Below are 25,164 nucleotides of genomic sequence, written 5' to 3'. Positions count from 1 at the left end.
GACGATGATGGCCTGGCCGGCGTTCAGGGTGCCGCGGGAGTCGTTCTGACCCACGAAGTTCCACGTGAAGGAACGGCGCGTGTTGGACGTGGTCGATCCCTCCGACTCGGGCTCCGTAGCCGAAGTGCCCCCGTTGCCCGTGTTGTACAAGTAGGCGAACTCGTCCTTGGCGGAGATGGAAGTGCCGCCGTTGGCCACCATGCCGCGGCCGAGCTTCGGCTGGCCCGTGGTCTGGTCGGTGGGGTCCTCGCGCAGGGCGGCCGTCGACGAGCCGATCTCCACCGGATCGTAATCGGTCAGACTGCCGAAGGCGGTCAGGGTGCCCACCGGCTCGGTGGGCAGCTGCACGCCCTCAGGCAGCACGGGGTTCTTGATGATAGTGCCGTTGCTGTCGGCCATACCCTCGAAGTTGTAGGTGTCGTCGGCATTCTTCGACCACAGGTAGCCCTCGGTGTCGCGCTGGAACTCCTTGAACTTCACCACGCGGTAGGTCCACAGCGGCACCGTGGAGTTCATATGCGATGCATTGGAGGCGTTCTTCTCGGTGGGGTTGCGGCGATAGCTCTCGCTCAGGGGGCTCAAGGCCGCGCCGGCCTTCTGGGCCAGGCCCGTGTCGTCCACCTGGCCATCGTGAGTGGCTTTCTTGTCCAGATCGGTGTAGGGCACGTACTTCACCACGCGACTGTAGGGGCGTTCCTTGGTCACGCGGTTGCGCAGCGCATTGGACTGCGCCACGATGTTCTTGCCGGAGCGCACCGCATCGGTGGGCGTGACCTTCTCGGGCGCGTAGTGGGCCTCAGTCACGTTGCCGTTCTCGTCCACCGTGCGCTTCTGATAGCCCTTCAACACTTCAATCTGAGCGTTGATGGCCTTGATGATGTTGTCCACCTCATCGCGCGAGCCGTCGGGCACTCGATCGCCGGTGAGGATCTTGATGGCCTCGAGCTCCTTCACCAGGGCCGCCACGTTGTTCATGAAGGTCTGGTGCGACGGGCCGGGCGTGATGTTGCCATCGGCGTCCACGATATCTTCGCTCGCGTCGTAGTTGAAGGTCTGCACCTTCTGACCGAGAGCCTGCACCGCATCGGCCTGGCTCAGACGCGTCTGCTGATCGCGGGTCAGCGCAGGCAGGTCGGAGAACATCGAACCGGGCGTGGGGCCGAAGTTCTGGATACGAGGCAGCAGCGCCGACACCGACGGATTGGTGCAGGTGTCCACGTGGTAGCCCACTTCCCCGCTGTTATCGAGCCCGCTGCCGAGTGCCGAATGGCCGAGCAGGTTCAGCTGGCCCTCGGACAGGTTGTACAGCGTGATCTCGTAGCGCAGGAACAACGAGTCGGTTGGGTCGAGCATGATGGACTCGCTGTTCCAGCCGTAGCCGTCGTTGGCTGTGCCGGAGAAGTACCACTGCTTCGCGTCGATCTTGATGGTGGGCTTCTCTTCGGAACGGAAGAAGCCGCAACGGCTGCGCTCGTAGGAAGCATACTTGGTGTCATCGTAGCGCGGCACCACCGTGGCAAAGTGATTCACATGCACCGAGTCGGACTTCACCACATCGGGATCCTCGCCCAGGGTACCGCCTGTCTCGCCCGACGTCACATTCACCTTGGCGCCGTTGGCCTCGAAGGCCGACGCCACCGCATTAACCGCCTCTTTCGGCGTGTCGTCGTCGGCAAGCAAGGTGAGCGACTGGCCCACCTCCGCATCATTGGAGAGGGTGCGCGTGCCGTAGAGCGCCTGGGGCGTGCCCTGGATCTTGGGCAGCTCGGTAATGAAGGCCGAGCCGTGCACGCAGGCGGCATTGTTCGTGATGGAGCTGGGCATAGAAGAGCCAATCACCCACACGGGGCTGTTCTCGCGCACGATGAGGTCGCCCTGGATGGTGCGATCCCAGCAGTCCTCGCCGCCCACGGCCGGATTGGGCGCGGTGCCCTTCAGGGCCGCCTGGTATTCGGCAGCGCTCAGCGTGCGATCCACCCGTCCGCCCTTCTCGGTCTTGATCACATCGCCGTAGAAGTACAGCTCGTTCGGTCCGATCTTATAGATCTGGCTCATATCCAGGTAGTTCACGTTGCCCAGATTGCGTTCGGTGTACTTGTACTCCACCGTATCGTCGGTGTAGCTCTTCTTCTTGGACCAGGCGGTGTTGTTGCGGGCCGCGTCGATGGCATCGGGCTCCTCGACGGCGGCCGTGTCCGGATCGGCGTCGGTGGCCAGGCGGAAGCCCGTGGGCACCGGCACCTCGTGGGACAGCGTCTCGTCGTCGATGATGGGCCGGCCGTTCTCGTCCACATCGCAGGCGCGGATGACCCAGCGCACCTGGCGAATCTGGGTGCCGCCCTTCACGATGTTGGTAAAGGCCTGGTTCTGTTTCTTGGACACCTGCACCGAGCCCACGTACTCCCAGGGGTACATGCCCGGGTCGGCCGTGTTGAAGTCGCTCGCGTCATCCTCGCCGAAGAAGTAGTCGCGATCGGCATCGGTGCCGGGCACCGAGAAGTTCTCGCGATCTTGCGGCGTGCTGCCGTTCTGCTCCACGTAGCCGTTGACCTTATCGCGCAGATTCGTGGAGGCGCGGCGCACGTACACGAGCACCCACAGCTTCTTCTCGATCTCACGGTTCGCCGCAGCCTCGGGGGTATCCACGGGCACGCGCTCAGTACGGACGGCCTGTACCGTGTCGAAGGAAGTCGTTCCCTTCTCGCCATCCTCGCGGTGCACGCGATCGAAGTCGTTGTAGGGAATGTTGGGGCCGCCGTTGGCGCCGGCATATTCGTCGTCCTCGTTCACGAAGTAGGGGTAGCGCGTCTCGCCGTTCACGGTAATGGAACGGTTCGTGTCCACGCGCCAGGCGCCCACCTGGCTGCCGTCGGCGCGGAAGTAGTAGGTGCCCTCGCCCACCACGGTTTCGACGGGCTTTCCGTCCGCGTCCTTCAGGTAGGGGTTCTTCAGCACGTGCTGGTAGGTGCCGGGAATCTCCCACACACCGGAGCTCACGCTGTCGATATCGGGGGTCACCTTGCCCGTGGGAATGGTGGCTGAGTTCAGCGGCGCGTTCTCGGCCGACTGAGAGCCCAGGGCCCACAGGGGCACCTGCCAGTCCACGATGAAGCTGTTCACGGCCGCACCGGTGTTGATAGCCTGGTTCACGTACAGATAGTTGTTGCCCGACTGGGTGGAGTCGGTGGAGTTCACCTCGTTGGTGGGCACGCGCACGGCACCGGTGTCAATGCGCACCGAGGCCGAGGGCTTGCGAATCTTGAAGACGCCCGAAGTGGAGGTCATGTGGCGCTCGGGGCGGCCGCCGCTCTCGAACTTGCCGTCCTTGTCAAAGTCCACGTCGTCTACCCAGTCCTTGGTGTCCGGGTCCTCATGGCCCTCAACGTCGTAGGACAGGCCAGCCTCGTCGACCCACTGGAAGTACTCGGGCGACTGGTTGTTGAAGCCGGCAACTCCGTAGCCGTTGGCGGAATCGGTCGGCACCGTGGGCTTGTAGTACAGCTCGCCGGCCTTGAAGGTGATTTCCTGCTCGTCGGCGCCGTCGGGATCCACCACCGGCTCGATCTGGGCGAAGCCCTGCTCGTCGTAGAGCACGTTGCCCTTGGCGTCCTTCATGGCGCGGTACACCTTGGCGTCCTTCGACACCGTGGTCGTCACATCGGCGGTGAAGCGATGCGACCAGCCCGTGGTCTGGGGCAGCCAGGCCACGTCGCGGTCCTCGGTGGTGAAGTAGGCCTTCGAGGCCTCGGTAGACCAGGTGCGGATGAGGTTCAGCTGCTGGGCGTAGGTGAGCGGCTCACCGTTCTCGTCGGTCAGATCGGCCAGGGCCTCCTCCTCGGAGCCCACGTTGTCGATACGGGTGCGCAGCTTCAAAGTGACCACATCGCCGGCGCCCACGTAGCCGTCGGCGCGCACGTTGTCCCAGTAAGCCGACAGCATGCTGTCGTGCTTCACGAACTCGGCGTCGTTGGCGTCGTCGGGCGGCGTCAGCTCGAAGACGAGGGTCTCGCCGCCATGGACTCGCGGCTTCACGTCCTCGCCATCGGCCAGATCGTCCGGGTCGTCCACGTCGGGCTTGCCGTAGTCCTTATGCTTGCCGTAGGTGCCGTTGGTCTGGTTGGCGTAGGCATCCTTGTCGTAGTCGGGCTGCACGCGCACGCGCACGGTCCAGCCGGCCTCCACCAGCTGCTTGGGCGTCAGGCGCAGGTACTTCTTCTGCTGGTTCTCGCGCTTCGGGTACACCGACGAGCCCGTCACCGGATCCTTCACCGTGCCGGTGTCGGAATGGCGGTCGCGGTAGGTGTACTCCACGTAGAAGGGATACTCATCGTCCTCGTAGTCGCAGAACAAGCGCTCGAAGTCGGCGGTGGTTACCGTCTCGCCCAAATTCCGCAGCTTGTCCTGGTCGTAGAAGGTCACCTGCTCGGGCAGATACACCGAGAACACGAGCTTCGAGTGCAGCAGCGCGCCCTCCTTGCCCTGCTGGCCCGAAGCCCGCTTGTTGCCGATGACGGCGTTGCGGAAGGTGGCCGAGAACCACATCTCGTCGTCGTACTCGAAGGTGCCCTCCTTGGCGTCGGCGGCGTTGTTCTTCAGCTCGGCGCCGTTGGCCGCACCGGGCAGCGGCAGCATCTCATCGGAGCCCAAGTTACCCTGGGACACCACGCTGTCGGGCGTGGTATCAGAAGGCTGGGTCGCAGGCTCGTTCTGAATCTCGAAGGACGACCCCAGGGTGGGCGTCTTCAGGCGCAGCCTGCTGGCGGCGAATACGCCGGCATCCACATGGGTGGCCTTCTGGCCCGTCGCACGGTTGGCGAACTTCTCGGTCTTGGTGGCCTCGGAGTTGGTGCTGTCGGTGGTGGGACGGCCCTCGGCGTCCACATAGCTGTTGTTCAGGTTCTTCGTCGTCTCGGACGACAGGCCGTACTGGGTGCGGAAGTTGTACTCCGACACGTTCATGCCCAGGTTGTCGGCCGGACCGGTCAGGGGCACCGTGGTGCCGCCGGCGCGGGTGGAGCCGCCCTGCTCGGTGTACTTGCCGAAGTAGCCGAGCAGATGGTTGTACTGCACGCCGTCGTTGGTCTGGGTGCCGGCGTTGTAGTAGTTGTAGGGCATGCGCCACACCATCTCGAACCCGTGGGTGCGGTTGTGGCTCTCTCGATTCACATCGCAATAGTAGTTGCTCGAGCAGTACCAGTCGCGGTTGTAGCCCGTCACGCTGTAAGCACCGGCGCGGTTCGTGTTCAGCGACACGTTCTCGTTGCCGAGGCCCGGGAACACGTTGTCGTACTCCCACTGGAAGCGGTAGGCCGGGCGGCCGTGGCTGTCGTTGTAGGCCGTGGTGCCCAGATAGCTGCCGGTACGCCAGATGTTGTCGTCCCAGTCGCTATTGTTGTCAACCCGGTACATATAGGCGGACGACACGGCATCCAGGCGCACGTCGCGCTGGCGCCAGTCGCCGGCGCCGCGGAAGCGGGCCGGGGCGCCCACGGTGTAGGGGTTGCCGGAGATGTCCTCGTCGGTGAGGGCCTTGTAGCCGGTCATGGCGCTCGACACGTAGGTGCGGATGCTCTCCGTGGTGCGCGAGGCCTCCTTGTGATCGGGCAGCTCGCCCCACTCGGGCTCATTGGTCATGGCGATGGAGAACTTGAACGTATCCATCTGGTGCGACTTGATGCGCTGCTCGGTCTCGCGGTCGTTGTTCAGATCGTCGCCCTTGGGCAGGAAGCGAATAACGAAGCGGTAGTTGTCGTCGTTGATCTCGTCGGCCGGGTACTGGGTGGCATCGGCCTCGATCTTCTCGTAGGTCACCGTGGCGCGGAAGTTGGCCTTCAGCCACTCCAAAGGCTCGTTCTGGTTCACCTCGCCCACGTTGCCCCAGGTGGCGTTCGTGGACTGGGCGATATCCCAGTCCTCGTAGAGGAACTCCTGCACCTCATCGCGCCACTGGCCGTAGGGCTTGCGGGTCTCGCGGTGCACCGGCGTGATGCCGTAGGGCAGCACCACCGTCACCACGGGCAGCACCAAGTCGCCCATCTGGCCGCCCTCGCGGGAATAGGTGTGCCAACGGTTCTCGTTCACGACCCAGTCGCGGTAGTTGTAGTCGTTGTCGTACTGGCGCGCGAAGGCGTCCCACCAGAAGCGGTTCTCCACATGCACGTTCACCTGGCGGGTATCGGTCTCGGTCTCCATGTAGTAGTGCGCCGAGGTGGAGCCCACGCCATCGGTCACGGTGCCGCTCTCCTGGTCGCCGCTGAGCTCATCGGCCAGGCTGATGGTATTCCACACGCGCACCACGGGCTTGCGCATCACGGCCATGGTGCCGGTCTGGGCGTAGAGCACCGGGCCGGCAGATCCCTCGTCCTTGTAGGCCTTCTTCCAGAAGTCCAGGTTGGCGGCGGCGGTGCCCATGGGGTCGACCACCTGAGAGGGGTTATTCGGATCGGTGATGCGCACGGTGTTGTTCAGCACTGTCCAGCCGTTCACCGTGGGCATGTTGGGGGAACCGGCCAGCTGGGTCTCGGGCCCGTTGCGGTACCAGCGCTGCAGGGTGTACTTGTGGTCCATGCCGAAGGGCTGGATGTGGGCGCTCTTGCCCGAACCGCCCGTGGCCGCGAAGCCGGTGTGCTCTCCCTCGAAGTGGTCGAGGTCGTACACCTGGTAGTAGGCGCTCGAGCGGCTCGGCTCCTCGCCCCTGGCCTTGTCCTGGCCCGTCACGCCACCCTCGGCGGCGGGGCGGTCCCACGGGCGCGTCAGCACGCGGTCGTACCAGCGCTCGGACTCGTTGTTGCCGAACACGTGGGAGGCGATGTTCACCTTAATCTGGTAGCCGCCCGTACCGTTCAAGGCCTCCCTGATGGCGTCGGCATACTGGTGATAGACACCGTACTCGCGCACGAAGTCGGGGTCAGCGGCATCCTCGGGGGTGCCGTCGATGGTGCGACCGAACCACTTGGCCAGATCCTGCTTCACGGTAATCTTCAGCACCCAGGGCTGGGAGCTGTCGCGGTAGCTGACGCTGTGGTTGCCCGTGCCCTCGGCGCGCACGGCCTCGTAGGTGCTCTTATCGGTGTTGGCCGTGGCGTCCACCGTGGAGCGGTAGGGGTCCTGGATGGCGCTCGGCGCGTAGTAGCCGGCAAACTCGCTCGTGGGAGTCTGCACCACTTCGATGTCGAACAGGTCGCTGATGTCGATGGGGCTGCTGAAGCTGATCTGCGGATCCTGGGAGTAGTTGCCCGCCACGCCGGTCGTGGCACCGAGCAGGCTCACCTTCACCTGCTGCTTGATGCGCGACGTCAGCTCCTTGCGGGACTCCTCGCTGCCCAGGCTCGTGTCCACGGCGCTCTCGGAAGGCGCCTCGCCCGGCTCGGTGGAGGCAGCGAAGGCCACCAGCTCGTCGGTGACACCCGGCGTCGCAGGCTCGCCCTCATCGGCCGTCTCGCTCGTCGGCGCCGCCGCGGCATCGGGCGCGCCCAGAGAGGCCGCGAACTGCTCGATGGCCTGCTGGTCGCTTTCCACGAAGTACACGCCGTCGCCGGAGACCGTGGCCCCATCGGCATCGGCGATGTCGTTGGACATGTCGGCGGTCATCTGGGCGCTGCGGTCGAAGGAGCGGTTCTCCAGCGGCACCGGCTCGGAGGTCACCGTGGCACGGGCCTGAGCCGCCATGGCCGACGCGCTCGTCTCGGCCACCCAGGCGGCCTCGGCGAAGCACTCGTCCACCATAGCGGACAGCACGCTCGGCTCGCCCGCATCGGCGGCGACCGGAGTCAGCGTGAAGGACACATCCATGCCCTCGGCGCCCTCGGGCACCTCGAACTCGTAGTAGCCGCCGTCAAGGGTGAAGGTGCTGCCGTCGGCCAGCGTGGGATACTTCGTCACACGCAGGCGGTAGGTGCCCGCGGCCAGGCTCTGCAGGAACGCCGGGCGGTTCAGGCCCACCGTGGCCGTCTGCACGACCTCGGTCTCGTCCACCACGGCATCCTCGCCCTCGCCGGTGGTCGTCACCTTCACCAGGGCGTAGGTCAGCACGTCGTCGGCGCGGGCGCCCTCGGCGTGAATGTCGGCGCGGATGGTGGTCTGACCGGCCACCACGGCCGAGATGTCGCCCAGCTTGCATTCCATGGCCAGATCGAAGGCGGCACCATGGCCGTCGGCCTCGATCTCGATGGGCTCGGTCGGCGCGATGAACGGCCAGGTGCCCACCTTCTCCACGTCAATATCGCCGCCCGTGGGGGCGCCGTCCACAATCTCGGGCTCCTTCACCGTGTAGCGGAAGCTCATGGAAGGCGCCTCTACCATATAGACCGTGTAGCTGCCACGCGGCAGAGCCATCAGCTGGGTCTTCGTGCCGGGGGCCACCTTCACATAGTAGGCACTCTCGTCGATCGTCTCGCCCTCGGCGGCCACCACCGCCTCCCCGGTAGCCGGGTCGATGGGATTGCCGGCCGTATCGCGCACGATAAAAGAGGCCTCGGTCTCGGCACCGTAGGCCGACACGGTCATGTTCACGGCCGCCTTGTCCCAAATGTGGTCGAGGGTGTAGCTGGCAAGCTCGATGGCATCGCCCAAGCCCACCACGTAGAAGTGCTGGGTGCCCTCGGGCAGGGTGAAGCCGCGACCGCCGCCGTACTCGGCATCCATCTGAGGCGCGGCCAAGAACTTCAGGCCGTAGTGGCCGCGCGGCAGCTCGGCCACCTGCACCGGCTCGTTGGCCTTCACGGCAATGCTCTCGAAGCCTTCCACCACGTCGCCCTCTTCGTAGACGGTCTCGGTGATGGTCTCGGTGGTCGTAACGGGGTTGCCGTTCGCGTCAAGCTTCGACGTGCCGTCCTCGTTCAGCTCCGGCACCTCTACCTCGCGCTCCACCTGCTTCTCAATCATGGAGACGATCTGGGCCGTAGCCGGGAAGTCGGGGCTCGCGCCCTCGGCGTTCACCGTCACCGACACCGCGCTCGGCTTCTCGATGCGGTTGAGCGTCAGCTCGGCGGTCACCTGCGAGGGCGTCTCGGGATTGTAGCGGGGCACCTCCACGAAGCGGCCCGCATCGGAGCACTCCACGTACTTGCCCGCCGCATCCTTGATGTAGTTCTTCTTGCCGATGGTGATGACACCCACCCCGTCGGGGGTCGTGTTGTCGTTGGTCACGCCGCCGGTCCAGCGGGTCAGGCGCACCGGCACGCCATTCTCGGCGTACACCTTCATGGTGCCCTCGGTGGCATTATCCACCGAGGCGGAAATACCTGTGGAGTTGCCGTCCTTGTCGGTAGCCGGGTTCGACTCCTCCATAGAGTCGTGGGCGGTCACGTGGAAGCTGAGCGGCTTGAAGGCGCAGGTGCGCTCCTCCACGCTCTCGTTGCCGTCCTCGTCGGTCACAAGTACGCGGTAGCTGTACTCGCCCTCCTCGAAGGGCAGGCCCTCCTCGGTGGTGCCCACCTCGGTCACCACAAGCCAATAGTCGCCCTCGGGGAAGGTGTAGGGGCCCGCGTCGGTCTCGCCGCCGAGCACGCAGGGCTCGTTCGGAGTGATCTCGAAGTCGGTCAGCACCGTGTTGCCCGTGGCCGTCACGACGCTCACCTTGATGGGGGCCGTCAGGCCCTCGGCGTTCACCGTCATGGTGACAGCGCCCTTGTAGGTGACCACGTTGCCCTCGAGCTCCTCGTCGTCATCGGCGTCGGGAACGAAGGACCCGGACAGCAGCGGTTCCACGCCGCGGGGCATCACGTAGGTGAACTCCACGCCATCCAGGTTGCGGTCGCCGTAGTTGTAGGCGGTCAGCTCGGTCACGAAGTCCTGGTTGTACTGAAGCGCCGTGGTGTACTGGCCCACGAATACGCCGCGATGATCGCGGTAGTGCTGGCCCGAGTAGTCGTAGCGGCCGGGAATCCACCCGGCATGGGAGTCCTCGGAGTTGTAGAAGCGCTGGGCCTCGTAGTTGCTCACGCCCGAGCCATCGGTGGCAGCCGCCGCCGAGATGAAGCGCGACGAGGTGGCCAGCCATGCCTTCTGCATGTGCAGGCGCGTCTCCGACCACACGAGCGGGGTATCGGAATGCCAACGGGTGCCCGTTTCCACCTGCTTCTCCTCGCCCGTCTCGGCATCCGTCTCGGTCGTCATGTCCACCGAAGCGGTGCCGAGGGTACGGGCCTTGGTCACCAGCTGATACCAGTCGCGCACGTAGCGGTGGCGGTTGCGCAGCGAGCCGGCGCCCTGGGAGAGGTTGTTCTCCTCGTGCTGGGCGCTTCCGCCGCGGTTCCAGCCGTTGGAACCGTCGTACCACCACACGAAGTGCGCGTCGTTGGGCAGCTTGGTGGCCACGTTGCCCTTGGTGCCCTCGTACGGGCGCGGCGTGTAGCGTACCACCTGCTTGTTGTTAGCCGCCTTCATGTCGGTGTCCAACAAATAGCCCGACGACACGCTGTCGGTACCGCCACTACTCCTAATGTTGCTGTGGTAGTTCTGGTTGTTGCCGTCGGTGCTGTGGGGATAGGCGTACATGCCCATGCCGTTGGCGCCCCAGCCGTTCACATCCCAGCCGGACGAGTACTGGCCGTAGGACGAGCTCTCGCCGGGAATGTAGGTGTAGGAGCCGTCGAACATCTCCCAGGTGTCGGTCTGCTCGGGCTTGTCGCCGGAGAAGGCCGAGTCCAGCATGAGGTAGTCCATGTCCATGAGCACGTCGTTGGTGGCGAAGTTGAACGCGCCCCACGTATCGTGCAGGCCGGCCAGGTGGTAGCTCTGGCCCGACTCGGTCCAGTCGCCGTACAGCGGGAAGATACGGCCCGACCAGTTGCTGCCGCTCCAGGAGGCGTAGTCGGCCTGGTAGTACTCGCCCGCACGGGGGAAGTAAGCCGGCTCCAGCCCCGTGGTGCCCACGCCCGTGCGTGCGCCCCAGCCGGTAATGTTGGCTGCCGCGGTGTTCACCACGCCGTTGCGGGCGTACACCTGGGGCAGGTCGTCCACCGAGGCGTACACGTCGAAGTACAGCTCGATGCGGTCGCCCACCTCCATGCGGGTGGAATCGGGGGTCACCTCGTCGATGGGACGATCGTACTGCAGCTTGTCCTCGATCACCGAGCCGCTGGCACCGGTCGTACTCTCAGGCTCGCGGGCCACCGCCGCCTCCTCGGGCAGCTCAGCGTCCTTCGGGTACCAGGAAATCTTGAACAGGGTGAACTCGGTGTTCTGGCTCACGCCCGCCGTGCGCGGATCCAGGTCGGCGAAGTAGTCGCCATGGCCGCCGCGGTAGTTCGGGTAGCTGCCGTTGTTGTACACCATGGCACCGCCGTAGTCGGGCGCGGTGTAGTCGGCCACGGGCTCCACCACCAGCTTCATACCGTTAGTGCGGGCGTTGTAGACGTCCTTGTCCTTGGTGGACAGCGACGGGTCGGTCTGATGGTTGAAGTTCTCGTACCACTTCACCGTCAGGTGATTGGCCAAGTACTCCGCGTCAATCTCTTCGTTAGACTCGTTCTTCAGGTATTTCGTGGGAACCATCTCGTAGAAGACGGGGTTGTACAGCTCGCCTTCCAGGGTGGTCACGCCCGTGTTGGTCTTCTTCGGCACGTTCACGAGCGTGTTCTTGTACCAGAACTGCTCGCCGGCCACGTAGCCCGTCTTCTGGATGGCGTTGGGATCGTACGGCTTCTTGGCGCCCTTCTCGGTCTGGAACACCTGGTTCTGGAAGCGCATGACGGGGGTGCGGCGCCACACGGTGGTCTGCTTGCGCTTGCCCTCGTCCTGCTTGGTCAGCAGGGTGTCGTGCTGCACGGCATCGTTGTCCACAAGCGTCGGCGTGGCGCTGGTGCCGCTCTTCGCCACATCGACGAAGTCGAGCACGGTGTTCTGGCGGTCGGTGTGGGTGAAGGCCACGTCCACCTGGCCGAAGGGGCTCCACAGATTCGGCTGCTCGCCGGTGCTGTGGTTCACGGCCGTGGAGTTCAGGCGCGTGTCCTCGTAGCGGGCCACGCCGAGCAGCGACACGTCGTCCAGCGGGAAGGCCGCGGTGCCGTCGGCGGTGGCGGGCAGGTCGTAGTAGGTCCAGCGCACGCCGGTCACGTCGCGGAAGACGTTGCCGTTGGCGGTGTGGCCCTCGGGGGTCTCCACGGAACCCGCCGACCCGTAGCGGGCCTCGAGCTCTTCGTAGGACACCCAGGCGCCGTCGTTGGACGCCGCGGCCAGGGCCACGGGCACCACGGTCTCGCGGCTTTCCAGCGGAACCGAGGAAGGCGTGGTGGTCTTGTTCCAGTCGGGCACGTAGTACTCGATCTTCACCTCGGGGCGGCCCTTTGCATCGTGGTCGGGGCCGACCACGGAATCGGGCAGCAGAGCCTGGTCCTTGGCCGCCGCATCGGTGCCGAGGCGCTTGGCCGGGGTGGTGTCGTTCCACTTGGCGTTGCCCGTCACCTTCGCAAGCGGGTAGCCGAGGGCGGGGATGGACTCGTCGGCCGTGTAGGTGGGCACGCGGGTCAGCTCGAAGTAGCGCTCACCGGCCGGGTTGCCGTTGGCATCGAAGCCCATGGTGCCATCGGTGTAGGTGCCCTGGCTCACCTGGGTGTCGCCGACCACCGAGCGCATGAACGACACGGTGACGGTCATGGAGGCCTCATGCCAGGTGCTGTTGCGGATGTTGGTGATGCGCAGGCGCATGCGGTTGCCGTCGGCGTTGGCCAGCCGGCCCGAAGCGGACTTCGGGTCCAGGATGCCCGGCTTCGTGGGATCGGCCAGGGCGGGCTCCCAGTCGTAGAACTCGGGGTAGATGCCCACGCGGTTCTGGTCACTCTCGGAACCGGAGGCCTCCTGCTTCTCCTTCACATGGTTGTGGAACACCACGTTGGAGTGGTCGTGGGCCGCCAGCTGCTCGTAGCCATTAAGCTCCGTGGACACGTCGCGGGTGAAGCTGTACTTCAGCAACGTGGAATCGTTGGCCACGCAGTTGTCGGCCACGCCCGCGCCCGTCGTGTGGGCACCGGTAATGTAACCAGCCTCGGCAGTGTCGCTTGCGAAGTCCTTGGAGGCCTTGTTGTTGCCGCCGCCCGAACCGCTCTTGTTATAGGTACGGTACTGGGTGAAACCGTGCAGCGGGGCCGCCACGGCGTAGAAGTTCGCGGGGATGGATGCGCCCTGGTACACCGGGTTGTCGCTGCGGTTCGACTGGTTCTCGCTGCTGTTGTAGGCGTCGCCGGTGTAGTTGCCCTCGGCATCCACCTGCAGCTCGTCGGTCACCTGGGTGATGACGCGGATGTACACGCCGCAGCCCGGCTGCACCTGCTTGCCCACGGCAGCCGCGTTGTCCCTGGAGGCGTCGTAGGCCTCTCCCACCGAGAAGATGAGGTTGCGGTTCTGGTCGTACTGCTCGTCGCCCGTACCGAAAGTGCGGGAGCCGTCGCTGTTCACCGTGGCGCGCGACAGGTCCACCTGCGGATCCACGGCCACGGGGTTGGCATTGCCGTCGTCGGTGAGCACGGCCGTCACGGGCAGACCGGTGGTGTTGCGCTCCACCCACTTACCGCCCTCGTAGGCCTTCTCCACTTCCCAGCCCACGATGCGCTGGCCACGCGGCACCTGGAAGCGGGCCGACACGTGTTGGAGCGGCAGGGCGGCGAGCTCGAAACCGGCGCCACCATCGTAGGTGAGGTCGGTACGGATCTTCTCGTTGCCCGCACCCACGTACAGCGAGTACTCCACGTAGTCGCCGGCGTACAAGTCGCCGTTGGGAATGCCGTTGCCGTTGGCGCCGCGGGTAGCGTCGGGCGCGTAGCTGGCCGGCGTGGTCACCGAGTAATCGTCGGCGTCGTAGGCGAAGATGGTCTGGCTTTTGCCGTTCATCGTCACCTTCTTGCCGCGCTGCATGTCGGTGGTAAGCGCCCCTAGCTGGTGCGAGAAGTCGTAGCCGCGCTCGTTGGACTCGTGCTTGACGATGGTCTTCTTGTTCGGGTCGCGGGTGACCACGTTGGACACCGTCAGGTAATCCCACATATCCTGGCCCGCGAAGGCGTTGCCCATCTTGTCGAAGGACGGCGTGGACCAGTAATTCCAGTTGCCATCCTCCAGGTCATTGCCGGTTTTCTTGGCGGTGCGGAAGTCGGTCACCTCGCGGTCGGCGTACACACCGTCATAGGCGAAGGCGAAGTTGTTCTGGTAGTCCTCGTTGTAGGACTTGCCGCTCGGACGCTGGTAGTTGGCGCCGAGCCACTCGCCCGAATCCAGCATGGTCTCGGGCTTCTCGCGGGAGGAGTTGGGCGAAATGAAGGTGAACTGCGCGCTCGTCACATAGGGCGCCGCGTAGGTGAGGTTCACCTTCTCGTCGGTCAGGTACTTGCCGCCCAGCGTGTTGGTGTAGGTGTAGCCCGTGTCATCGGCCGCCTTGTAGTGGCCCACGATGCCGCCCTGGATGAGGCCCACCACGGCCTCCTTGGCCGCAGCCGCATCGCCCGTGCGGCCCACGAGGTTCAGCCCGTGGCTGGCCGCCAGCTCATCGAAGAGCTGGGTGGCCGACAGGCCGGGCTTCGCCTGCTTCAGCTCGGTCAGGCGCAGGTACTTCTCAAGGTCGACGGCGTAGGTGCCCGGGTAGGCTGCGCTCGTGTTCGTGTCGCCCGTGAAGGTGGCGCTCGTGCCCGTGCCCGACACAGTACCCGACAGCATACCGAGGTTCACCATGTCGTTCCAGGTCAGCTTCACCGTAGCGGTGCTGTGGGTCGTTACGTTGTACACCGTGAAGGTGAAGTCCTGGGCGCGGAACCAGTTGTCGTTGCGGGCATGGCCGCCCACGGTGACGAACTGGGCCGGCACGTAGATCTTCTGCACGCGCAGCGCGTCGATCTTCGGGTCGCCCACGGAATTCGGGTCGCGGCGGATGGGGTTCCAGCTGGCCTTCAGAGTGACGGCGCTGATGTGGGCGGCGCGGTTCTCGTCGTCCTGCCCCTCGTTCACGTCGTTGATGTTGCGGAAACGCGCCTCGTAGCGCACGATATTCGGCGTGAGGTTGTCGTTCTGGTAATCCGAGATGTTCGGGTGCCCAGTGTTGTTGTAGGTCTTCCCGTCGGGGTTCACCGTCAGCGACGAATGGTAGCCGAAGGGAATGAGGTAGCCCAGGTAGTAGGCCGTGTCGCGGTTGCGATGGTCCACGCTGCCGTTGCTGCTGCCACGCCAGTCGGTCACGCCGGGATGCGCACCCATAGGCGTGTTGGCACCGGTGTAGCTGTCGATGGGCGTCAGCAGGTTGCTGAAGTGGAAGGATTTCGTTGACACGTGGTTGAGCGCGTCGGCCTTGTCGCCGCAGCCGCTGTGGGTCATGTTCGGGTGCTTCTGTCCCTTGTAAATGTAGGGTCGGCCGAACAGACGGATGTCCACTACGTTGCTATCGCCGTCGCGATCCACCTTCACGCCCGTGTTCTCGGAGGTGATGTCGCCATTGCCGTTGTAGGGGCCCAAGTCCATCGAATAGGAGGCCACGAACTCGTTCGTGTTCAGCGGCAGGGTCACCACACCGGCGGCGTGGGCCTTTTTGTAGTCGATGATCTCCTTGTGCGTTTCCTCGTCGGGGCGGGCGAACTCGATGAGGCCGCCGGCGCCGCTCGCAGTGTTGGTCAGGAAATCCAGGCCGTTATCGGAGATCTTCACCCAGTTGTCGCCCTGCTTCTCGTGCAGGCCGTCGTGGTCGATTCGGAAGGTGCGAGCCGCCGTGGCGTCCTCCTCGAAGATGCGGAAGCCCTCAGCGTTCACCTTGTCGGAGCCGTCGGCTTCCTTGCCCGCCACCCACTGCTTCGTGGTGAAGGTAATGGAGGCGCGGTCGTAGTCGCGCAGGTGGTCCAGCACGCCGTTTTGCACCTTCATGCCCGTGGAGAGGAAGCCGTAGAACGACAGGTCGTCGTCGGGCTGGCACCAGGGCAGCGTGTCGCCGAGCATCACCTTGTCGGTGAAGGCGGTGTAGTTCCAGCCCCAGTCGTTGGGGTAGTAGGTGTCGTAGCTGCCGCTGTAGCTGGGATCGCCCGAGTAGATGCCTCTATATATAGTATGTCGGTAGAACGACGTGGCGAAGTTTACATCGCCGCCGAATAGGCCGTGCTCGGTCATGTTGGAGCCATCGGTGGTGTCGTTCAGCTTGGTGTGGTCGGCACCCTTCCAGTTGATGCCCTCCATGGTGTAGTTGCCGTCCACGCGCGCCACCAGATTGGTGTAGCTGCGGATATGGCGCATGTAAGCCTCGTCGTGGGTGTGGCTGTAGTAGGTGCCGTTGCGGTGGTAGTCCTGGAACGACCAGCCGCTCTTCACGTGGTCGTTGGTCGGCTTGTCGCAGCGCACCATGGCCACGTGACCGGGACGGTCGTTGCCCGAGTTCGTGCCGCCCACTTCCATGGCGGTGTCCACGAACATGTTGATGCCGCCCGCGCTCGTCTCGGTGTACATACGGCCGTTCACCTCGAGGGCCATGTTGTTCACGATGTCCTCGCGGTTGTCATTGGTCACGCCGAACCAGGTGCCGTAGTCGGGCACGTTCAGGGCAGCACCCGCCGTGTCGCTCTCGGTCCAGTTGCCCGCGCCGGAGATGTAGCGGTTGTCGCCCGTGGCGTACTGATGCTGGTTGATGCGAATGTCGTACTCGATCTTCGACACCGTGAACAGCGGCGTGCCCGGAGCAGTCGGCACCACCTTCTCATAGTCGTCCATGGGATGGCGGTAGGAATCGCTCGGGTCGTCGCCCGTGCCGTAGGAGGCCACGGGGTTGCCGGCCGCATCGCGGGCGAGCAGGTTCAGGCGGAAGTACTTCTTGCCGTCCTTGTCGGCCTGCACCGAGTCGGCGCTCGTGCCGCCCAGCAGCTCCTTGATCTTGCTGCCCTCCACCTCGAGCTTCTTGCCGTCGGAGTAGGTCACGGTGATCTTGTCCACATAGGCGGCGGCCTTGCGGCGGATCTTAATATAGTAGGAATCGAAGTAGCCGTTGGGCACGTTCTGGCTTATGTGAAGCACCATGCCCGAGTTGTAGGTCTTCGAGCCGGTGTAGGACATGCTGCGGTTGTTCTGCTCCCAGTGGCAGGTGCGCTCGGGGGCGCCCACGCCGTAGTCCTTGTTCACCTGGCGGAAGTCGGCCAACAGCGACACCTGGGACTTGTAGCCCACATCCAGCACGTAGTTGTACTCGCCGTCGGTATAGCCGCCATGGCGCCCGTGGTGGCTGTCGTTGGAGCCGTAGTTCAGCAGCGAGAAACGGCGGCCCGCTGCAGCCGGGCTCGTGGTGCCCCCGGCGTTGGAGTCGTACAGGCCCGCGCGGTTGATGGTGTCGAAGTACATCTTCGACAGGTACACCTGCGAGATGTCGGTACGGGTGACCGGCGTGTTCTTCATGCCCGCCTTGGTCACCTCGTCGAGCGGCGAGCCGCCGAGGGGCTTGTTCGTCGCCGGGTCCAGGCTGCGCAGCTTCAGCAGGTAGTTCTGCGCCTTGCCCGTCATGTTCTTGAAGGTCTCGAAGTCCTGGTCGCTGAAGCCGTCGAGCACCACGTTCTGCTCATTGCGGTTGGAGGACGGATCCACATCCATGTCCTGCCAGGAGACGAGCTGCACCGTCAGCAGGTTCATGATGCCGTGCGCGCGCAGCGTCTCCTCGCCGATGACGAGATCGCCCTCGTCGTTGAACTCGAAGATGCTCGCAGGGTCGGTCGCATCCTCGAAGTGGTCGGGCAGCGCCTCGGCTGCCGGCACGTTGCTACGGTCGAGCAAGCGGTAGGCTTCATTGGGCTGGATGGTCCAGGTCTTCAGGCCGGCGGTATTGGCGCCAGTGCCCTCGCCATAGCCCGTGAACACGATGGTGCCCACGGTGCCGTGCTTAAAGGTCTCGAACAGCTCCTTGTTCACCGTCACCTTGGTGGTGTGGAAACCCACGTAGTCGTACTTCTTCGAGCCGTCCATCTGGGTCACGCCGCCCGTGGTGTACTCCAAAGGCACCGTGAGCGTCACGTCCACGTCGTCCAAACGGCTCGTGTTCGACTCGTTGTACAGGTTGGCCCACAGCTTGAAGTCGCGGTCGTAGGGCACGGCCGTCAGCGTGTAGGAGCCATCGGAGCAGCCGCCGTTACCATAGGTGTGGCTGTTCATGTACTCGCCCGCGTTGGGGCCGTACTGCCCGTAGGTGTGAATGGCCATGGCCGGGTAGTACACCTTGAAGAAGCCAGTGGCCGCCTTGGCGTTGTTGGGGTTGTCCAGCGGCGCCGTCTGCACGATCTTCATGGTAGCGCGCACCTGCGAGTACTCCTTGGGCGCATTGCCGTAGGCGGCGCCCTCGCTATGCGGGCCGTTGTTGAACCAATGGTTCACCGTGCCGGTCAGCTTCACCGTCACGTCCTTGGTAGTACCGGCCGCGGTGGTGCGCGGGTCAATCTCGCTGTAGGCAAACTCGATGTTCTCGAGGTACAAGTCGCCGCAGTCGGCGAACTTATCCTTGGTCATATCCAGCACGAAGGTACCGTCGGCCTTCTTCGTGGACGACCACAGGGCCAGCATCTCGTCGCCGGTCAGCGTGACCTGCTTCGCCTTGGGCTTGGCCACCTGCACACCGCCTTCGGTCACCACGTCGCGGAAGGAGAACGTGGCGCTCTTCAGCGACGACTTCAGCGTAGCCGGGTCGTTGTTCGCGCGCACGGTGGAACCGAACTTGAACAGGGCCTCGGAAAGCGTGACCGTGCCGGTCTTGAAGCCCTGCACGTCGTTCACGGGCTTCTTCAAATACGGGCTCAAGTCGTCGATGTTCACCGACACGGTGGCATCGTCGGCGCGGTTGAGACCCGTGTTCTTCAGGGTGAAGTTGTAGGAATGGCCGTCGGAGAAGTTGGCCACGGCCACGTTCTGGCCCGTCTGCTCGGTGCCGGCGTTCGGGCGCACGTCCTTGGCCTTGGTCACCGTCCACTGAATGTCGGAGCCGAAGGTGCCGAAGCTCATCGTAGCGCTTGCCTTCATACGGTTCGGGCCGTTGGTGGTATCCACCCGGATGCCACGGGGCAGCTGCATGTCGGGACCGTAGACCGGCGTGGTGGCGAAACCCTGGATGTCGGTCGTCACCCTGTCATGGCTGTCGGCGCGACCCACCAGATACACCACAGGCGCCTTGTTGCTCGCGGGCACCGTCATGGTGTTGGTGGTGTCCGCCGCCGTGGCATTCTCGTTGACCTTGCCATAGCGCACGCGCACCATCTTTACCGGCGATTTCTCGGAGGCACCGGCGGAGGTCTTGCCGTTGACGATGCCGTCGGTGGCCACCTTCAGCGTCACCACGCCATCGGCAGACAAGGTAAGCTTCGAGCCATCGCCCATGTCCTTCGTACCGCCGGCCGCGGGCAGCGCACGGATGGTCTCCTCGATGGCGTAGGACTTATTCGGGTCAATCTCGTCCTCGGCCTTCATGATGGTAGCCGTGCTGTTGTTCTGGTCGAACACGTCGATAGAGGCCACCGAGCCGTAGGCGTAGTGCCAGCGCGTCTCCATAATGGGATTGCCCAGCTCGTCCTTAGACGGGTTTCCGTTGGCATCCAGCACATTGGTGGGGCCGTACACAAATCCGGGAATGACTACCGCCCGAGTGAGGAAGCCGCGGTACACGTTGCGCGTGCCGTCGCTCTTCGTGCCCGCAGGGTTGTTCACCACCAGGTCGGTGTCGAATTTTTCGATGCTGTACTTCGAATCGTTGGTGAGGTCGTAGCGGAAGTAGGCGGTCTCGTCCTCCATGTCGCCCCAACGATAGGGCACCGCGGCGTTGTGGCGGCGCACGCCGTTGTCGTCAACGTAGCCGAAAGAGGCCGACACCGTCGGCTTGATGGGCACGTACATGGAATGCAGCGTGGCCGAGTCGCTCTTCGACACGTTGGAGCTGGCGTTCTCGTAATCGGTGCGGAAGGAGGAGGACACCGTGATGTCGCCCACGTCCTTCGGCGTGCCGATGATCTCTACCATCGCCTGAGCCTGGGCGATGGTGTGGTTGGCCCGGAAGGTTTCCAGGTCGATCTTCACACCGAGCAGATACCCGATGCCGGCGCTCCCCATGTCCATCACGTAGTTGCCCGTAGCCACGCCGGCGTTCATTTCCGGCTTGAAGTAGGAGGCCACCCGGTTCGCCGGAATGGTCATGGTCTGCACGGTAAGGTCGCCCGCCGCCTCGGTGCTGTAGTAGGTCAGCGTGATCGTATCGATCTTCGCCACGGGGTCATCCCCGAAAAAGCCCGGGCCCAGCTTCACCGCGCTGGCCGTGAACTGCGCCTTCTTCGGCGTGGCGGGGTCGGGCACCAGCTGGCCGTTGGAGCCGGTGATACGCCTCATGCCGTCGGGGATGGGGCCGATGTTGATGACCGCCGGCGCCATGCGCGAGTCAGACGTATCGCCGAAGCGGAAGCGGTAGCCGGCGTTGGCCGTGTTCACGAGCGCGTTGCGACGCTTCGCCTCGGTGGACATGGTGGGGTCCGACGTGCCGGAGCCGTCGAACTCCGAGAATACGCGGGCCTCGTCCAGCGGAACCGGGTCCACGGGCTGGAAGGTGGCTTTGGGGGCCGCCTGGGTAGCCGGCGTGACGCTATAGGTGTTGGTGCCCGAGTCCCACAGCTTCTTGCCGTAGGCAATCTCGGCCTTGTTGTCGTACCACCCGTTGGTGCCGTTGGACTGACGCTCCATCATAAGGCCGGTCACATCCACGGTCACGGGAATGCTCGTCTTGGCGGGGATGGCATCCTTGAAAAGAATGCGGAAGGCGCCGGTGAAGGTGGGGGTGTTCGCCGCGTGCTTGCGCCCGGGCACGGCAGCGATGCCCTTGGCCTCCAGCATCTCGGCGATGCCGTCGGCCGAGTTCTCTACACTGCCCAGGCGATAGGTTGCCGAGGAGTCATCCGTGGCCCGATCAACTTCCACAGGTACGTTCAGGCCCACCCACGTGGATTTGCCAGCGCTGTCGCGCGCCTCGAACTCCACGACGGTGCCCGTCATGTCGAACCAGTCTTTCAAGGCCGCCTTCTGGTGGGTGACCGCCGGTACCGGATCCACCGCCGGGTTGTCGCCTTCCGCCGGCTTGCCGGGCTGGGCGGGCACATCCACGATGGTATCCGATTCGCTGGAGGCATCTACCTTTAAGGTGATGCCCGTCAGCTGGAAACCGCTTGGCAGCTGGTCGGCCAGCACCGCACCGTATGAGGCGCCCTCGCTCTGCCCGAACAGGGGTATGTTCGACTTGTTGGTCATGCCGTCGATGCAGTAAGTGACCATCTCGCCCAACGGCGCGCTCTGACGGTCGGACAGCGTCGTGGGGGTCTTCACGTTGCGGGCGCGCTTGTTCACCGTCACGCCCGGCTCCGGCCTGGCAAAACTGGAGCGCACCGTGGTGTCCTTCATCCACTGGTAGTCGTTGGAGTTGCCCGCACTGTCGTAGCCGCGGTTGCCGAAGTTCACGGTGGCGTAGGGATGCAGATAGGCCTGGGTGTAGCCGCCCGAGCCATCGCCATAATTGGTGGTGTAGGGCATGGCCACCAGCAGCGTATGCACATCGGACTCGTCCTCGGGCGGCGTATAGGTGGGCGATACCGACTGGTTGGCCTTGTCGGTATGAGAGAACAAATGCTTGCCGTAGGGCATATCGTCCTCGTGGATGTCGACGGTAATCTGGCCATCCTTGCCGCCGGTGGCGTAGGGCATAGGAGCAAGGCCGAGCTCTTTCTGATAGTCGAAATCATTGGCGTCGATGGACTTCACGATGCCCTGGATTTCCTCGTTGGACAGCTTCGACACGTCGTAGACGAGCGCGCCGCCGTCCTTCGGCTTGCCGGTGTAGATGGCGTTGGTCTCTGCGGCATTGGGCCTGTTGTTCGCCTCGAAGCTCGCGCCGTTGTTCTTGCTCTTCCAACGCAGCAAGTCCTCGGCGCGCACGCCGGAGGTGGAACCGGTGGCGCCGGGGAACATGAACACGTAGTTCAAGAAGTCGATCTCGGAGTCACGCGTGTCGGAACGGTTCTTCACCTGCACCGTGTACACCGCGTAGTTGTAGTGGTCCCACAGCACCGGCGTGTTCTCGGAGCGCACGTTCAGATCCCACTGGAGATTCGTCTGGATGAAGGTGGCGCGCAGCACGTTCTTCGCGCCCTCGGCGCGCTTGCGGCCCGGCTCTACCTCGGTGGGCTTCATGCCCGTCTTCTCCACGCCGTCGGCGTCGGTATAGTTAATGTACTCGTAGCCCAGAAGCGCCGTGGCGCCGGTGTTGTCCGGCACGGTGCCCACAAAGCGCACCTGGCCTTCCATGGACTGGGCGCCCGGGCCCAGCTCGTACTGGTGCTCGGAGGATTTGCCCTTGTAGCGCATGTACCAAGTGCCCGAAAGGCCCGCGGCCAAAGGACCGTCCTCGGGGTCGCTCATCTCCTCGGTGGTGTACCAGCGCATCTCGCCGTTGATCTTCTGACCGAAGTCGTAGGAGTTCAGCGCGTCGGTGTTCGGGAAGTAGGCCAAGCGCTGATGGTCGTTCTTGAACTTCATGCCCTCGAGCTGGTTCTTCTCCCACTCGGCGGCGTCGATGGTCTCCACCGAGCCCTTCTGGTTGAAGTACAGGTACGGGATATCGAGACGGAAGATAACGGCATTGTCGCGCGCCTCTTCCAAGCCGAACAGCTCGTAGCTGCGGCCCATGAAGCCGTCGGCGTAGCGGTAGTTGGGCTGCAGGGTAAGCCACACCTGCTCGCTCGTCTTAATCATGTAGGTGTTCAGCTGGCCGTCCACCGGCGTGCCGCCGCCCACATGCAGGTTGGGGTCCAGGTAGTTGTCAGCGAGCATTTCCACCGTGGAGAACGGCGTGGCCATCGCCCGCATCTGGTTAGTGAACAGCGCCGCGCCGGCCTGCGCGGTGAGCAGCAGCGTGGGTGCCATCTCCGGGTGCTCGCGGTAGCCCGGGGCCGGCTCGTCAGCTTCCTCGGCCGCCGGCTCGTCGGCGGGCTCGTTAGCCGGCTCGTCGGTCGACGGGTCGTCGGAGGGCGCGGGCTCGGCCGTCGGCTCGTCGGCGGGCTCCTGGACGTTCGGATCGGCAGGAGTCAGCGGGTCGCGCGACTCAGTCAGAAGGCCGGGGGTCTCGGGCTCCGCCGGCTCGGTGGGCTCGGTGGGCTTTTCGGCTTCCTCCTGGGCCTTTTCCTGGGCATCGGTCATAAACTCGAGGCCCATTTCCTTAGCCGTGAACGCCGTGCTCGTTTCCACGCACTCGGCATACACCACGCTGGCGGCACCCTGGCCCGTAGCCACCTGCACGTCGAACACCGCCGTCACCGCGTCGGACGTGTCGCTCTCCTTCGGGAAGGCCACAGCCTTCTCGGCAAAGGGGGCAGCCACGTACAACGTGCGGCTCTCGCCGGCGTCGATGGCCCCGTCCTTGCCGGTGCGGGCCAGCTGGATGCGGTCATCGGCGGTCACGGTGTAGGGGATGGGGTCCAGGTGCAGGGCCTTCAGAGTAGAGGCCTTCGCGGGGTTGATGGAGGCGATCTGCTCGTCGGTGAGGCCTGTAACGTCCAGCACGATGACGCCGCCCTTGCCGGGCACGCCCACAAAGGTGTTCTCCTTGCGGGCTTCGTTGGAGGTGTCCACGGCGTCCTCGGTGGTATTGGCCTCGGCCTTGCCGTCCTTGTCCACCTTATAGGCCATGAGGACCTCGGCCGGCACGCCCATGGCACCCGCGGCGTTCACCGGGAAGGCCGCGCCCAGAGCGAAGGCCGTTGCATTCGGTGCATTCTGGGGAACCTCGTAGCGCACGAGGTGGGTCAGGTAGCCGATACCATCGCCCGCGCTCGTGCGGGGCATAGCCGCGCTCGTCGCCGTGGCGGAGAACTTCGCCGTAGCGTCATTACGCTCGTTGACGAGGGCGTAGGAGCCGGCAGCGCCGCGCTTCAGGTCGCCGTAGACGGCCTTCGGGGCCTCGGCCTTGTCGCCGGCCTCCCGAGCGACCGGTGCAGCGGCAGTGAAGGAATGGACTTCGTATCCATAGTATATGGATACGGGCGTACCTTCAGGTACGCCGCCCACAAAGCCCATCTCGAAGGCCGGCAGTTCGGCGCTTGCGTCCAGCTTGCCGCCGTTGGCGTCGTAGCGCAGCACCAAGCGACCGGAAACGCCCTTCTTCAAGTCGCCAGCAGTCAGCTGCACATAGGAGCCGTCGTGCTCCTGCCACAGCGACCAACCGGCCGGTATCTCGTTGGCGAACAGGGCCGCGCGCATGGCGCGCTCGGTCGTAGACGGGTCGGCAGCGGCCTTAGCGGCGGCCTCTTGGGCGGCAGCCAAGCTTGCAGGGGCGCCCTCGGCGCCGGAGGTGGCGCGAGATGCCTGGTCGGCCAGGGCACAGCGCAGCTTCCACTCCTCCTGGGAAGAGGTAGTGGCCAGATTGCCCTCGTCGTCGGTATACAGGTAGGGCACGTCCAAGGTCAGCACGAAGCGGTCGCCGGGCTTCGAGCCGGCCAGGTAGCCGCCCTTCAGCAGCGCAGCCAGATTGCCCAGCTCAAAGGAGGCCTTCGCACGGCTGCCCTTCACGAACAGGCCCTCGGCCGCGCCGTAGGGCACGCCCGACGCCACCAAGTTGGGTCGCACGCGGCTGGCAAGGTCGGCCACGTCCTTCTTCTTCACGCCCTCGGTGGTCGTGGTGATTTGGGGTAGCACCTCGGCCGCGGCCGTCAGCTTCGCGGGCTTCAAGCTGGCGAGCACCTTCTCGTCCAGCTCCTGGGCCTGCACCGTGGCGGCCCAGGCATTCTTCTGGGCCTCGGCCGCGCGATCGGCACCCTCGTCGCCCTCGCCGGCAGTGTTCGCCATAGGCGTGCTGTCGTCTGCCAACTCGTCGGCATAGGAGGTCAGCGCCGTAGCATCGAACATGGTGAGCGCCAGCAGCAGCGACAAGCACACCGACAGCAAGCGTACCCAGGGCTTCACGGCAAAGGAGTTCACCGGGGCCGTTTGGGCCGACACCTGGGTATGCCAATGCGCGTTGGAATCGTGGGGCGTGGCGGCGCGGGCACGCGACGCCCGAGACGGCGCAGACGTCGCCGCAGGCGTCGGAGATGCAGCCGTTTCGGCTACTGCAGGCGCGCCCTCGGGCGGCGCGGCCACTCCGACACTCGGACCCGAAGACGCTCTGACGTCGTCTTTCGTATAATCATGATGATTTTGCGTAGTATTGGCCAT

General features: G+C 64.6%; 1 protein-coding gene (running past one end of the window). It reads right to left on the bottom strand.

What is annotated here, in order from left to right; all coding sequences use genetic code 11:
* Positions 1–25,164 carry the 5' portion of a PASTA domain-containing protein gene (locus tag C811_RS13970; protein WP_016310330.1) on the bottom strand. Its footprint begins 13,002 nt before the window's first position, so 25,164 of the gene's 38,166 nt are visible here — the first part of the coding sequence; its start codon is at positions 25,162–25,164; the stop codon falls past the left edge of the window.

The sequence above is a fragment of the Adlercreutzia caecimuris B7 genome, from assembly GCF_000403355.2.
Taxonomy (GTDB): domain Bacteria; phylum Actinomycetota; class Coriobacteriia; order Coriobacteriales; family Eggerthellaceae; genus Adlercreutzia; species Adlercreutzia caecimuris.
The sequence above is the reverse complement of the archived record's forward strand: the minus strand, read 5'-3'. Positions and strand labels throughout refer to the sequence as shown.